Source organism: Saccharothrix longispora, from assembly GCF_030852425.1.
Taxonomy (GTDB): Bacteria; Actinomycetota; Actinomycetes; order Mycobacteriales; family Pseudonocardiaceae; genus Actinosynnema; species Actinosynnema longispora.
Genome location: NZ_NSDM01000012.1, coordinates 314,178 through 328,468 on the forward strand (window position 1 = coordinate 314,178; position 14,291 = coordinate 328,468).

Genomic DNA, 14,291 nt, shown 5'->3' on the forward strand with positions numbered 1-14,291 from the left:
GCTGGTTGTGGGGGTACTGCGTGGAGTTCAGGGTGTTGGGGCCGGTCGAGGCCGTGGTGGACGGTGGCACGGCCCCGGTCGGCGGGCCGAAGCCGAAGACGTTGCTGGCATTGCTGGCCGTCCACGCCGGCAGGGTCGTGTCGCTCGACCAGCTGGTCGACGCCGTGTGGGGGGAGCACCCGCCGGAGCGGTCGCGGTCGGCGATCTACACGTACGTGTCGTCCCTGCGCCGGGCACTGGGCGACGTGCTGTCCCGCTCCGGCGGCGGGTACCTGCTGGCCGCCGATCTCGACCAGGTCGACCTGCACGTGTTCACCGCCGAGGTCGCGCAGGGGCGCGAGGCGCTCGCCGAGGGCGACCTGGAGGGCGCGGCGGCCCGGTTCGCCGCGGCCCTGGGCGCGTGGCGCGGCACCCCGCTGGGCGGCGCGCAGGGCGCGTGGGCCGAGGGCGAGCGATCGAGGCTGGAGGAGCTGCGGTTCGGCGCGCTGGAGGACCGCTTCGACGCCGACCTCGCGATCGGGCGCGGCGAGTCCCTGGTCCCCGAACTGAGCGCGGCGGTGGCCGAGAACCCGCTGCGCGAGCGGCTGCGCAGCCAGCTCATGCTCGCCCTGCACCAGGCGGGGCGGCAGGGCGACGCGCTCGCCTGCTACCAGGAGGGCAGGCGGGTCCTGCTCGACGAGCTGGGCCTGGAGCCGGGCCCGGCGCTGCGGGCCACCCACGAGCGCGTCCTGCGCGGCGGGACGAGGACGCAGGACGTCGAGCCGGCACCCCGCGCCGCCCGGACACCCGGCCAGCTGCCGTTCGACATCGCCGACTTCACCGGTCGCGTCGCGGAGCAGGACCGCCTGGTGGCGCGGCTGACGACGGCCACCGGCGCGGTGCGGGTGTGCGCGATCTCCGGCCCGCCGGGCGCGGGCAAGTCCACGCTCGCCGCGCACGTCGCCCACGTGGTGCGTGACCACTTCGCGGACGGCCAGCTCTACGCGGACCTGCGCGGGGTGCACGCCGTGCCCGCTGCGCCGGCCGAGGTGCTGGCGGGCTTCCTGCGCGCCCTCGGCGTCGCCGACGCAGCCATCCCGGCGGAACCGGAGGAGCGCGCGCAGCTCTACCGCACCCTGGTCGCCGACCGCCGGGTGCTGATCGTCCTGGACGACGCCCGCGACGAGCGCCAGATCCGCCCGCTGCTGCCCGGCGGCGCGACCTGCGCGGTGCTGGTCAGCAGCCGCGAGCGCCTGGGCGCGCTGAGCGGCGCCGCCCAGCTGCACCTGCGGGTGCTGCGCGAGGACGAGGCCGTGGAACTGCTCGACCGGGTCGTCGGCGACGACCGGGTGCCCGCCGAGCACGGCGCCGCCCGGGAGATCGTCCGGCTGTGCGGGCGCCTGCCGCTGGCGCTGCGCATCGCGGGTGCCCGGCTCGCCGCGCGGCCCCAGTGGAAGTTGTCGCGGCTGGCCGACAGGCTGGGCGTGCAGCGGCGCGTGCTCCAGGAGCTGACCCTGGGCGACCTGGAGGTGCGCGGCAGCCTCGCGCTGAGCTACGACGGCCTGGGCGAGCGGGAGCGCACCGCCCTGCGCCGCCTCGGGCTCCTGGACGTGTCGACGTTCGGCGGCTGGCTCCTCGCGCCGCTGCTGGACTGCACCCCGGACGAGGCGGAGGAGGTCGTGGAGCGGCTCGTGGACTCGCAACTGCTCGACCTGACCGCGTCCGACGACGGTGCCGCGCTGCGCTACAGGCTGCACGACCTGACCCGCGCGTTCGCCCGCGAGCGCGGTGAGGCCGAGGAGCCCGAGGGGCAGGTGCGGGCGGCGTGCACGCGCGCCGCCGAGGCGTGGCTGTCGCTGGTGGAGCTGGCGGGTAGCCGGATGCCGCACGCCAGCTTCGGCGACGCGGTCAGCGCCCTCGACCCCCGCTACTTCGACCCGACCACCGCCGACGACGTGCTGGCCGACCCGGAGGCGTGGTTCGGCGCCGAGCAGGCCGGTCTCGTGGGCGTCGTGGAGCGGGTGTCCGAGCTGGACCTGACCGACGTGGCCGTCCGCCTCGCCGCGGCGCTGTGCTCGTCGCGGTTCTCGGTGCGCAACCTGTTCGGCCAGTGGTGGCGGACGCACTCGGCCGCCCTGGAGGCGGCCCGGCGCGCGGGCGACCGGGCGGGAGAGGCGCGGCTGCTGTCCGGCCTGGGCTGGCTGCGCTACGAGCAGGACCGGTTCGACGAGGCCGCGTCGTACTACCAGCAGGCGCTGGAGGCCTACCGCGAGGACGGCGACGTGCCGAACCAGGCGTCCACGCGGCTGGCGCTGAGCACGGTGCTGCGCGAGCGCGGCGCGCTGGACGAGGCCGTCGCGCTGCTGGACGAGGCGCTGCCGGTGCTGCGCTCCTCGGGTGCGCGCCACCTGGAGGCGCAGGCCCTGCACGGCCTGGGCCGCGTGCTGACCGAGCGGGGCGAGCTGGGGCGGGCACTGGACGCGTGCGAGCAGGCGGTGCGCGTCTACCAGGCGGTCGGCGACCGGCGGGCCGAGGCGATCGCGCTGCGGTCGGTGGGCATCGCGCACCGCGCCGCCGGGCGCTGGGCCGAGGCCGCCGAGTGCTGCGCCCGCGCCGTCGAGCTGCTGCGCCCGCTCGACGACCGGCTGATGTCGGCCTACGCGACCCAGGCGCTGGCGAAGGTCCGCATCCGGCAGGGGCGCGGCGACGCGGTGCGCAGCGAGTTGCTGGAGTGCCTGGCCACGTGCAACGAGATGCAGGACGGCTTCGGCCAGGCGCTCGTCCTGCGCACCCTGGGGGAGTTGGAGCTGGCCGTGGGGCGCCCGGACGTGGCCCGCCGCTACCTGGACCGCTCGCTGTACTGGTGGGAGGCCTTGGCGCTGTCCGTGTGGCGGGCCCGGACGCTGCGCGACCTGTCGGCCACCCTCGCGGCCCTCGGTGAGCCCGACGCGGCCGACGCGGCGTGGACCGAGGCCCTGGGGATCTTCACGACGCACGGCAGCCGCGAGGCGCACGAGCGGCGCCCGACCATCCCGGCACCGCGGGCGAACGCGATCGTCTGTACCGTTTAAGGTCGGCTGACCTGTGTAATTCGGGCCGGGAACCACACGTTCCCGGCCCTTTTCACAGGTCGTGGCCGCCTCAAAACCGACTCAAAACGCGCTTTGAGCTTTCTCGCAGACCTCCCGGACAGAGTTGTGCCGACACCAGGGCACGACCGAGGAGGAACCGAGATGAAGGTCCTGACCAGCACGAGCGCGACCAGGGTCGCCACCGCCTCCGTAGTGGCGGGCCTGCTGACAGCGGGACTGTCCGCCGGTGCGCTCACGACCGCCGCGCAGGCCGCCGAACTGCCTCCGGGGGCCGGCCGCGTCGGCGTGCTGTCCGGCAGCGGCCAGGTGCACGTCAAGGAGGGCAACCTCCACTCCCCGTGGGTGCTGGACATCGCCACCGGCATAGACCGGTTCGACCTGGCGGGCGACCGGGTGGGGGTGCTGGACACCGGCGGCACCCTCTGGGTGAAGAAGGACAACCTCCACACCCGGTGGGAGCGCTTGGCCGACGGGGTGCGGGACTTCCGGCTCGCCGGCGACCGGGTCGGCATCGTCCGCACCGACGGCACGGCGGCCGTCAAGGAAGGCCCTCTCGACTCCCGGTGGGACGAGCAGGCCAACGGCGTCGGGGAACTGGAGATCACCCCCGACCGCATCGGCGTCGTCGCCACCGACGGTCAGGTCAACGTCAAGGAGGGCGGCCTCGACGCCCCCTGGGTCCCCCAGATCGGGTCGATCGCGAACCTGGAGCTGTCCGGTGACCGCATCGGCGTGGTGCGCACCGACGGCACGGCCGCGGTGAAGGAGTCCAACCTCTGGTCGAACTGGGTCGAGCAGACCAATGGCGTCGTCGACCTGGAGCTGTCCGGCAGCCTCGTCGGCGTCGTGCTGGACACCGGCCTGGCCACGGTCAAGGAGGGCAACCTCTACGCGGGCTGGGTCGACCAGCTCGGCGGCGCCGCGGACCTGGAGATCTCCGGTGACCGCATCGGCGTGCTGCGCACCGACGGCTCCGCGGTCGTGAAGGACGGCGGCGTCCACGGACCCTGGGTCGAGCAGACCAGCGGTCTCAAGCAGCTCCGCCTGGCCACGGCCGCCCCGACGTCGACGGCCGGCCACGTGTCGATCGGCGACATCACCGCGATCTACGGCTCCTCGTACTCCACGGACACCGTCGCGGCGGGCCTGCCGAGCCTCAACCAGGTCATGGCGGAAAAGGGCATCACCACCCCGACCCGCAAGGCCGCGTTCCTCGCGACCCTCAAGCACGAGAGCGGCTTCCGCTACAACGCCGGTGAGGCGGGCAACAGCGACGTCTACCGCGGTCGCGGGTTCATCCAGCTGACCTCCGCCGCCAACTACGGCTCCGCCGGTCGGGACCTGGGCCACGACTTCCTGAACAACCCGTCCGACGCCGCCTCGCTCCAGTGGAGCGCCAGGATCGCCGGCTGGTACTGGACCGTCGCCCGCAACATCAACGCCGCCGCCGACGCCTACGACATGGGCGCGGTCGGCCGGGCCATCGGCTACTCCTACGCGCTCGACCCGACCGAGACCGGCAACCGCTGCACCTCCTACAAGCGGGCCCTCGCGCACTTCAACGGCGGCAGCCTGCCCGTCCCCGAGTCCGCGATCGACTGCACCCGCTGACCCGGACCGCTCGACCGACACCCCTGGCTCGACCCGACAGCCCTGAGAGGAACACGACGATGTCGATCAAGACCACCGTGCGCCGCGCGGTGACCACCGCCCTGGCCACCGCCCTGCTGGCCCCCGCCCTGACCCTGCTCGGCGGCACCGCCTTCGCCGACACCCGCACCGACATCCGCGACCTGGCCAGAAACAACATCGGTAAACAGACCTGCAGCACGAACAGCCTGGGTGGCCAGGGCTTCATCGACTCCTGCCGCATGGCCCACCCGTGGTGCGCGGACTTCGCCCGCTGGGTCTGGGGCAAGGCGGGCCTGAACACCGACCGCCTCACCCCCGCCGCGGGCAGCTTCTACCTCTACGGCCAGAACAAGGGCACCCTGCACAACGACGCCGGCTACGTCCCGCAGGTCGGCGACGCGGTGGTGCTGAACTACCAGGGCAACGGCTACGCCGACCACGTCTCGATCGTCGACTCGGTCACCGCGACCGCGATGACCACGATCAACGGCAACTACGGCGGCTCCGGCCCCACCACCTCGTCCGTCCAGTACGCCACCGGTGGCAACCGGGTGGGCCAGTACATCGCGGGCCAGCGGATCTCCGCCTTCGTCAGCCCGGTCGGGGTCGGCAACCCCGTCCCGACCACGACCCCGCGCATCGGCATCCTCACCACCACGGGGGCCGTCCTCGGCAAGGAAGGCGCGCTGAACACCGGCTGGACCACGGTCCACGGCGGCGGCATCGCGAAGGCGAAGTTCGACGGCGACATGGTCGGCGTCCTCGACGCGGGCGGCACCCTGCACGTCAAGCAGGGCGACATGCACCAGGAGTGGTTCCCGCAGATGGGTGGCGTGAAGGACTTCGCGCTGGAGTCCGCCTCCGGTCGCATCGGCGTCCTGCGCACCGACGGCACGGTGGCGGTGAAGGAGGGCGGCCTCCAGGGCAGCTGGGTCGAGCAGACCAACGGGGTGGCCGAGCTGACGCTGTCGGGCAATTGGATCGGCGTGGTCTACACCAACGGCGTCGCCTCGATCAAGCAGGGCAACCTGTACGACTCCTGGGCCGACCAGCTGGCCGGCGTCAAGAACCTGGCGATCGACGCGACGTCCGGTCGCATCGGCGTCCTGCGCACCGACGGCACGGTCACGGCGAAGGACGGCGTCTACGGCACGAACTGGACCGAGCAGACCAACGGCGTGGTCGACCTGGAGATCTCCGGTGACTGGATCGGTGTGGTGTTCGCCAACGGCATCGCCTCGGTGAAGGCCGGCGGCCTCCAGGACGGCTGGGCCAACCAGCTCGGCGGCGTCCAGGACATGGAGATCGACGCGGCCACCGGCCGGCTCGGCTTCCTGCGGCCCGACGGCACGCTGGCGGCCAAGGCCGGCGGTGTCCACGGCACCGAGTGGCACGAGATGGCCGACACCGTCGTCGACTTCGACGTGACCGGCTACTGACGACACCCCGCCCCGCTGGGCCCCCGACCGGAAACGGTCGGGGGCCCAGCGGTCGTTCACCGGGAGGCGCGCGTGGTCGTGCCGATCAGCAGGGCGGAGGTCCTGCGCCGGGCCGCCACGTGGGTGGGTGTGCCCTACAGCCAGTGGGCGTTCCACACGAACGCCCACGGCACCTACCGCACGGACTGCTCGGGATTCGTGTCGATGGCGTTCGGGCTGCCCGACGTGCCGCACGGCGGCCTCAACACGGTCGACCTGATCGGGGTGAGCACGCCGATCGACAAGGACGACCTGCTGCCCGCCGACGTGCTGATCGACCCGACCGGCGACCGCACGACGCGGCACGTCGTGCTGTTCGAGGCGTGGGCCGACGACGAGCGGGCGCACTACCTGGGGTGGGAGCAGTGCGGCGGGCTCGGCACGGTCCGCCGCACGCTGGTCTACCCCTACCACGGCGGGCCGCGCGGCTACCGGCCCTACCGGCTCCGCCACGTCCACGACCTGGACTTCTGACTCCCGGGGGACGCTCGGACCGGGACGCCCCACCCCGGGGGAGTGGTGCGGGCGCGGGCGAGGGGACCGGGCCCGCACCACGTCCGCCCGGGGATCGGCCGGGGCGTCGTGTCACACGAGCCAGACCGCCGTGTCAGGGGGCAGCTGGTTGCCGTCCATCGGACCGCTGGCCAGCAGCACCCCGCCGGGCGGCAGCGGCACCGGGCCGCCGGAGGTGTTCAGGGCGCAGATCAGGCCGCCGCCCTTGCGCCGGAACGCGAAGCAGCCCGCCGGTGCGCCGTACCACTCCAGTTCCTCGCCGTTGAACGCCGCGTTCGACTTCCGCAGCTCCAAGGCGTGCCGGTAGAACGACAGCATCGAGCCGGGGTCCTCCAGCTGCGACTCGGCGGTCAGGCCCGCCCACTCGCCCGGCTGCGGCAGCCACGTGCCCGCGGCCTCCGAGAAGCCGAACGGCGGCGTGTCGCCCTCCCACGGCAGCGGCACCCGGCAGCCGTCGCGCCCCCGGTCGGCGTGCCGCGAGCGGACCCAGATCGGGTCCTGGAGAGCCCAGTCGGGCAGCTCGACGTTCGGCAGGCCCAGTTCCTCGCCGTTGTAGAGGTAGACGACGCCGGGCAGCGCCAACTCCACCAGGACCATCGCCCGCGCCCGCTTCGCGCCGAGCGCGCCGCCGCCGTAGCGGGTGACGTGCCGGGGCACGTCGTGGTTGGACAGCGTCCAGGTCGGCGGGGTGCCGAGGCCGCGCACGGCGTTCAGCGAGTGGTCGACGGCCGCGCGGACGGCGTCGGCGTCGAACGGCGCCTCCAGCAGCCGGAAGTTGAAGCCCAGGTGCAGCTCGTCGGGCCGCACGTACGCCGCCCACCGGGCGTCGTCCTTGACCCAGATCTCGCCGACGGCCATCCGGTTGGGGTACTCGTCGACGACCTTGCGGATCAGCCGGTGCACGTCGTGCACGGCGTCGTTGTCGAACCGGGGGTCCACGGCGTTGTCGTGCCGGACGCCCGAGCCGAGTTCGGCCCTCGGGTCCACGTTCCGCAGGTCGCGGGGCTTGGCCATGCCGTGGGCCACGTCGATGCGGAACCCGTCCACGCCCCGGTCCAGCCAGAACCGCAGGGTGCGCGCCAGGTCGGCGGCCACCTCGGGGTTCTCCCAGTTCAGGTCGGGCTGCTCGGGCGCGAACAGGTGCAGGTACCACTGGCCGTCGGGCACCCGCGTCCACGCCGGGCCGCCGAACTGGCTGGGCCAGTTGTTGGGCGGCACGGAGCCGTCGAAGCCACCGCCGTCGCGGAAGACGTAGCGCTCCCGCTCGGGAGAGCCGGGAGCCGACCGCAGGGCGGCCTGGAACCAGGCGTGCCGGTCGCTGGTGTGGTTGGGCACGACGTCGATCGTGACCTTGATGTTGTGCTCGTGGGCCTCGGCGACCAGCCGGTCGAAGGCCGCCAGGTCGCCGAACAGCGGGTCGACGTCACGGGGGTCGGCGACGTCGTAGCCGTGGTCGGCCATCGGGGAGGTGAAGAACGGCGTGAGCCACAGCGCGTCGACACCCAGCAGTTCGAGGTAGCCGAGCCGGGACCGGATGCCGTCGAGGTCGCCCACGCCGTCACCGTTCGCATCGGCGAACGACCGGACGTAGACCTGGTAGAAGACGGCGTCACGCCACCAGGCGGACTCGTCGGCGATCTCTTGGGGGAGGTCGGAGGATCGTCGCACGAGAGGTCATCCTGCCATTCGCAACCGACAAGCCGTCCCCGTTCGGGTGATCACCGGTTCACGACCAGGCGTTCATGAGGCTGTTCGCGGCCATGTCGAGGTACGCCCAGAGCTGCTTGCGGTGCTCGTCGGACATCTCCTCGGCGTCCACCGCGACCTTCATGCAGCGCAGCCAGGCGTCCCGCTCCACGGGCCCGATGACGAACGGCGCGTGCCTCATCCGCAACCGGGGGTGACCGCGCGTGTCCGAGTACGTGTGCGGGCCGCCCCAGTACTGCATCAGGAACAGCCGGAATCGCTCCTCGGCCGGGCCGAGGTCCTCTTCGGGGTAGAGGGGGCGCAGGACCGGATCGGTAGCCACCTCTTCGTAGAAGCGCTTGACGATCCGGTGGAAGGTGTCGTACCCGCCCACCGCGTCGTAGAAGTTCTCCGGAGGAGTGGTCACCCCTCCATCCTGCCACCCGCCCCCGACGAACCCCGATCGAGAGTCCGACCCCCGGGTCCCGGGAGTCGGGCTCCCGGGTCCTGGGACCCGGGGGTCGGACTCCCGGCGCGGCTAGGACTTGAGCGAGATCCCGGCGTCCTCCAGGGCCGGCATCAGCTTGGCCCGCAGGGCCCGCTGCACGGCCCACTGGCGGCCGGGGCGGACCTTCACGGTGACGCGCATCGTGATCCCCTCGGGCGTGACCTTCTCCACACCCAGTACCTGTGGCTTGTCGGTCACGTCCTTCGCCATCAGCTCCTCCGCGGCGGCTTTGTCGACCGCCGCGGTGAGGACCTCGGTCGCCGTGCTCAGGTTGGCGCCGTAGGCCAGCGGCAGGTCGACGACCGCCACCGCGAAGCCCTGGGACGAGTTGCCGACCCGCAGGATCTCGCCGTTGCGGACGTACCAGACCGTGCCGTTGGTGTCGCGGATCGTGGTGATCCGCAGCGCCACCGCCTCGACGGTGCCGGTCGCGGGCCCGAGGTCGACCACGTCGCCCACGCCGTACTGGTCCTCCAGCATCATGAACATGCCTGCCAGGAAGTCCTTGACCAGGTTCTGCGCGCCGAAGCCGATCGCGACGCCGAGGATGCCCGCCGACGTGAGGATCGGCGCGACGTTCATGCCCAGCTCCGTCAGGACCTGGATGAACGCCACGCCGAACACGATGATCGTGATGAACGACTTGAGCACCGAGCCGATGGTCTTGGCCCGCTGCTCGCGCCGCTCGGAGACGAACGCCCCGAGGGCCTGGGGCGCCCGCTCGCGCAGGGGCCTGAGCAGCTTGGGCTTCTTGCCGCCGTTGCCGCGGGTCATCCGGTCGATCAACCGCCGCAGCACCGCCCGGACCACCACGGCGATGATCACGATCAGCGCGATGCGCAGGGCGCCCTCGGCCATCTTCGGGCCGTTGGTCAACCACCACTCCACGGCGAGGGTCGACTCCACGTCCACGTTCACCCGCTCAGTCCTCCTAGCTAGCTCACAGCTCCAGGCCCGTCGCCCGGGCCAGGAAGGTCAACTGGTCCACGGCCAGCCCCACCGACCGGCTCACCGATCGTCCCGCGTGCCCCACCTCGGTCTCCCGGCGGATCAGCACCGGGTGCTTGGTCGGATCGCTCGCCGTCGCGCCCTGCAGCGCCGCGCACATCTTGCGGGCGTGGTTGGGGTCCACGCGGCTGTCCGACTCGAACACCGTGAACAGCACCGAAGGGTACTCAACACCCGGCCGCACCCGGTGGTACGGGGAGTAGGCCAGCAGCCACTCCAACTCCTCCGGCACCGACGCCGAACCGTACTCCTCGGACCACAGCCGCCCCAGCAGGAAGCGCTCGTACCGCACCATGTCCAGCAGTGGCGCCGAGCACACCACGGCCGCGTACAGCTCCGGCCGCTGGGTCAGCGCGGCGCCGACGAGCAGGCCGCCGTTCGAGCCGCCCATGATCGACAGCTGCTGCGGCGTGGTCCACCCGTCGGCGATCAACCGCTCGGCGGCGGCGTGGAAGTCGTCGAACACGTTCTGCTTCGACTCCCGCATGCCGGCCCGGTGCCACTCCTCGCCCTCCTCGTCGCCACCGCGCAGCGACGCGTGCGCCCACACCCCGCCCGCCTCCGCCCAGGCCAGGGTGGTGGCGCTGTAGCCGGGGCCGCGGCCGACCGCGAAGCCGCCGTAGCCGGTCAGCAGCGTCGGCCGGGGCAGGTCGGGGTGCCGGGACCCGGACACCACGAACATCCGCACGACCGTGCCGTCGGCCGACTCGTAGGCGACCTGCCGGGTGGACAGGTCCGGGATGTCGACCGCGCCCGGCGCGGCGGCGTGCAGCTCCACGGCCCCGGTCGCGACCGAGAACCGGTACACCGACGTGGGCGTGGTGAAGTCCGACCAGCCGAACCACAGCACGTCGCGGTCGCCCGGCGTGCGCACGTCCGCGGTGGACATGCCGTGCAGCGAGCCGGTGCCCGGCAGCGGCACCTCGCGCACCCACGTGCCGTCCGCGTCGTGCAGGTGCAGCTCGGACACCGCGTGCCGGGTGCGCGCCAGCACCAGCGAGCCGTCCAGCCACACGGCCCCCTCCAGCACCGAGTCCGGCTCCTCGGCCACCAGCTCGGTCCAGTCGCGGGGGGACGCCGGGTCGGCCGAGCACAGCCGGAACCGCGGCGCGTCGAGGCTGGTCAGCAGGTACAGGCGCCCGTCGGGCTCGATCCACGCGGTGCACTGCGCGCCCTCCTCGGTGAGGACCACGGGGTTCAGCGCGCCGTCGCCGTGCAGGTCCGCGATCCACACCGAGTCCTTGCGCACGGTCCCCGGTGCGCCGTTCACCACGAGCCACCGGCCGTCCTCGGACACCGACAGCCCGTAGTAGTACGTGTGGTCGAGACCGTCGCCGTGCACGTTCACGTCCTCGGACGCCGGCGCGCCCACGCGGTGCCGCCACACGCGGCGGTGGAACTGCCGCTCGTCCTCGGGCACCAGCGCGGGGTCGACCCGCCGCACGTAGAAGAACTCCTCGCCGCCGGGCAGCCAGCCGACCGGCGAGTACCGGCAGCGGTCGACCGGGCCGTCCAGCAGCTCCCCGGTGTCGACGTCGAGGACGTGCAGCAGCGAGTGCTCGTCACCGCCCACGGACACCTGGTAGGCCAGCCGAGTGCCCTCCCGCGACGGCGACCAGCGGTCGAGCGTCGTCCGACCGGACGGGTCGAGCGCCGAGGGGTCCACCAGCGCCCGCTCCACGCCGTCGACCAGCACGTACAGCACGGCGTGGTCCTGGTCGGGGTCGCGGCGCGCGTAGAACGCCCGCCCGGCCCGCCACACCGGCGTGCCCACCGAGCCGGTCCGCATCAGCTCGGCCAGCCGGGCGCCGAGCCGTTCCCGGCCCGGCATCGCGTCGAGCCACGAGCGCGCCAGCGCGTCCTGCGCCTCGGACCACGCGGCGGTGCGCGGGTCCGCCGGGTCCTCGAGCGCGCGGTAGGGGTCGGCCACCAGGTGCCCGTGCAGGTCCTCGACGAGGTCGAGCCGCTCGGCGGTGGGATAGGTGATCGTCGCAGGCAGCGCTGCGCGGGAGTCCTCGGTCACCCGGGTCAGCGTAACGACCCTGATGAAAACGATCACCAATTGGGGTGTGTTCACCGAAGTTTCGGCCACGACTCCGTGACACGTCACATATCACAGGTGATTTTTGAGGGTGATCTGTGGTCTTCTGTAGTTGAACCGGTGGAGGTGGTCGCGTGCCAGACCGACAACCCACCCCGATCGGCGCCCTGGTGAACGCCGGGCTCGCGCCGTCGGTCCCGTCCGGCCAAAAACAGCCCGGTGTGCACGCTGTGGTCGGCGGGGAGGGAGCCGGTCAGGCGCCCTTGGTGCTGCCCTGGGGAAGACGCAAGGTCCTCCTGCTCAACGCCACGTTCGAGCCGCTCACCGCCCTGCCGCTGCGGCGCGCGGTGGTGCTCGTCGTGTGCGGGAAGGCCGAGGTGGTGCACGGTGACCCGGCGGGTGCCGTGGTGCACTCCTCGACGTCCGAGGTCGTCGTGCCGTCGGTCATCAGGCTGTCGAGCTACGTGCGGGTGCCCTACCGCGGCCGGGTGCCGCTGACCCGCGCCGGGCTGATGCACCGCGACCGGTACCGCTGCGCCTACTGCGGCGGGCGTGCCGAGACGATCGACCACGTGGTGCCGCGCAGCCGGGGCGGGCCGCACACGTGGACCAACTGCGTGGCGTGCTGCGCGAAGTGCAACCACCGCAAGGCGGACAAGCTGCTGTCCGAGCTGGGTTGGCGGTTGCGCGTGGTCCCGAACGCGCCCCGCGGGCCGCACTGGCGGCTGCTGGCCGGCGTCACCGAGGCCGACCCGCTGTGGCTGCCCTACCTGGGCGAGCCCGCGGCCTGAGCCGATCCGGTGGTCACGCCGCGAGGGCGAGGTCCCCGCGGCGCGCCGTGATGCGCACCGAGTCCGAGGCCGTGATCCGGACCGAGTCCGACGCGGTGATGCGGACGGAGTCCTCCGCGGTGATGCGCACGGAGTCGGCGGCGGTGATCCGGACCGAGTCGTCCTTCGCGGTGATCCGGACCGAGTCCGAGGCCGTGATGCGCACGGAGTCCGAGGCCGTGATGCGCACCGAGTCGTCCTTCGCGGTGATGCGCACCGAATCGGCCGTCGCCGAGAGGTGCCAACCAGCCGTAACTGCCTCGCCCGATTGGGTGTACGGCAAAAGAGTGACGGTGGCGACCTGGGCGCGGTTTTCGGTGTACATGTCGTGTCCTCCGAGGCTCAACGGGCGCAAAGTAGAAACCAGCAGTCGATGCGCAAGACCCGTACAGGTGAAAAGCTAGAAGCCGAGTGGGCCCAGGACAAGACGCCAAACCGGCCGCCATGAACCCCCGTACGGCGGCAGACCGCCTGGGTGTACGCACTGCGACGATCGAGAGTCCGAACTAGTACATCCGGCACTGATCGACACCGACCGTGACGTTCTCCCAGGTAGGACGTAGTCCACATCACACCGGCACGTGGCGTGCGGCGGAGCCGCCGGCCGTGATCGACGCGGGCTCCGGCCCCCGCCGGGCCGCGGTCACCACCGATCACCGCGCGGAGCGTGATGGGCGGTGCGCGCACGAGGGGCCCGTTCACAGTTGTGCGCCCGGCGCGACCCGCGCGAACGGTGCCCTCACCCGGACTGGTGCGGGTCGATCGGTTACCGTAACCGCCGTGACCATCGTGGAGACCGTGCTCGTCTTCGCGCTGATCCCGCTGGCCATCTACGGCGTGATCACGCTACTGACGCTGAGGCCGAAGGCCACCCGCATCCAGCGGTACCGCCCGGGCCAGGAATGGGGCTACGCCCCCGTGTGGTGGACCGCGAACCCCGCCGGGCTGTCCGGTGGCGCGCACGCGCCCGCCGCGGTCCCGGGTGAGGGCCGCACCGCCAAGGGAGGCGCTCGTGGCAACTGGTGAGCTGAACCGGGTCGAGGTCGACCCGTCGACCCTGCCGGTCGGCGCGGCCGTCACCAACAGCGGCCGCGTGTCCGTCGCGAGGATGCACGCGCCGCACGCGCCGAGCCTGCCGTTCACGCCGGTGCAGCTGGCGACCTTGGACGAGGCCCTGACGCTGGCCAGCCGCACCACCGGGCTGGACTTCAGCGTCTACCTCGGCGCCCTCGGCTCCGACTCCCGCGCCCGCGCCGAGGAGCTGCACGCCGCCACGCCCCGCCCCGCGCACGCCGTGCTGGTCGCGGTGTCGCCCGGTGAGCGGGTCGTCGAGGTCGTGACCGGCGAGGAGTCCCACCGGCGGCTCGCCGACCGGGGCGCCAAGCTCGCCGTCATGAGCATGGTCGCGTCCTTCAAGGAGGGCGACCTCGCCGGCGGTCTCCTCAGCGGCCTGCGCATGCTGGCCGACCAGGCCGGACGCCCGGCCCGCTAGAACATCCGGAAGTGGAAGGCCCCGGTCACCCG

At 72.7% G+C, this 14,291-nt stretch carries 12 protein-coding genes; 7 read left to right on the forward strand and 5 right to left on the reverse strand.

Annotated features, from left to right (window positions below; all coding sequences use genetic code 11):
- Positions 1-20: 20 nt before the first annotated feature.
- The 4 genes from CKY47_RS26930 (at position 21) to CKY47_RS26945 (ending at position 6,655) form a co-directional block, all read left to right on the forward strand.
- Complete coding sequence (locus tag CKY47_RS26930) at positions 21-3,050, forward strand: AfsR/SARP family transcriptional regulator (RefSeq protein ID WP_306749040.1); 3,030 nt, start codon at positions 21-23, stop codon at positions 3,048-3,050.
- Between the two features lie 162 nt (positions 3,051-3,212).
- Positions 3,213-4,682: a glycoside hydrolase family 19 protein gene (locus CKY47_RS26935; RefSeq protein ID WP_306749041.1), complete on the forward strand. Its 1,470-nt coding sequence runs from the start codon at positions 3,213-3,215 to the stop codon at positions 4,680-4,682.
- A 59-nt stretch (positions 4,683-4,741) separates the two neighbouring features.
- The gene (locus CKY47_RS26940) at positions 4,742-6,142 is read left to right on the forward strand and encodes a CHAP domain-containing protein (RefSeq protein ID WP_306749042.1); all 1,401 of its coding nucleotides are present in this window, start codon (positions 4,742-4,744) and stop codon (positions 6,140-6,142) included.
- A gap of 72 nt (positions 6,143-6,214) precedes the next feature.
- The gene (locus CKY47_RS26945; protein ID WP_306749043.1) at positions 6,215-6,655 is read left to right on the forward strand and encodes an NlpC/P60 family protein; all 441 of its coding nucleotides are present in this window, start codon (positions 6,215-6,217) and stop codon (positions 6,653-6,655) included.
- 111 nt (positions 6,656-6,766) lie between these two features.
- On the opposite strand, the gene CKY47_RS26950 is transcribed toward CKY47_RS26945, so the two are convergent.
- The 4 genes from CKY47_RS26950 to CKY47_RS26965 form a co-directional block, all read right to left on the reverse strand.
- Positions 6,767-8,362: a glycoside hydrolase family 13 protein gene (locus CKY47_RS26950; RefSeq protein ID WP_306749045.1), complete on the reverse strand. Its 1,596-nt coding sequence runs from the start codon at positions 8,360-8,362 to the stop codon at positions 6,767-6,769.
- A 58-nt stretch (positions 8,363-8,420) separates the two neighbouring features.
- Positions 8,421-8,807, reverse strand: coding sequence for a globin (locus CKY47_RS26955; RefSeq protein ID WP_306749046.1), 387 nt, complete (start codon positions 8,805-8,807; stop codon positions 8,421-8,423).
- A gap of 111 nt (positions 8,808-8,918) precedes the next feature.
- Positions 8,919-9,800, reverse strand: coding sequence for a mechanosensitive ion channel family protein (locus CKY47_RS26960; RefSeq protein ID WP_371320738.1), 882 nt, complete (start codon positions 9,798-9,800; stop codon positions 8,919-8,921).
- Between the two features lie 28 nt (positions 9,801-9,828).
- Positions 9,829-11,919: a prolyl oligopeptidase family serine peptidase gene (locus CKY47_RS26965; protein WP_306749047.1), complete on the reverse strand. Its 2,091-nt coding sequence runs from the start codon at positions 11,917-11,919 to the stop codon at positions 9,829-9,831.
- Positions 11,920-12,071: 152 nt separating this feature from the next.
- Here CKY47_RS26965 and CKY47_RS26970 point away from each other — a divergent pair, with 152 nt between their 5' ends.
- Entirely contained in the window at positions 12,072-12,728 is a 657-nt protein-coding gene (locus CKY47_RS26970; protein WP_306749049.1) for an HNH endonuclease, read from the forward strand.
- 13 nt (positions 12,729-12,741) lie between these two features.
- On the opposite strand, the gene CKY47_RS26975 is transcribed toward CKY47_RS26970, so the two are convergent.
- A complete protein-coding gene (locus tag CKY47_RS26975) occupies positions 12,742-13,092 on the reverse strand; it encodes a DUF2345 domain-containing protein (RefSeq protein ID WP_306749051.1) in 351 nt (116 codons plus the stop codon).
- A gap of 455 nt (positions 13,093-13,547) precedes the next feature.
- Here CKY47_RS26975 and ctaJ point away from each other — a divergent pair, with 455 nt between their 5' ends.
- Positions 13,548-13,793, forward strand: a complete 246-nt coding sequence (gene ctaJ / locus CKY47_RS26980) for an aa3-type cytochrome oxidase subunit CtaJ (protein WP_306749052.1) — start codon at positions 13,548-13,550, stop codon at positions 13,791-13,793.
- Positions 13,780-14,259 carry a DUF5130 family protein gene (locus CKY47_RS26985; RefSeq protein ID WP_306749053.1) on the forward strand — a complete coding sequence of 160 codons (480 nt, stop codon included), beginning with the start codon at positions 13,780-13,782 and terminating at the stop codon, positions 14,257-14,259. Before ctaJ ends, CKY47_RS26985 begins: the two co-directional genes overlap by 14 nt.
- The last annotated feature ends 32 nt before the right edge of the window (positions 14,260-14,291 follow it).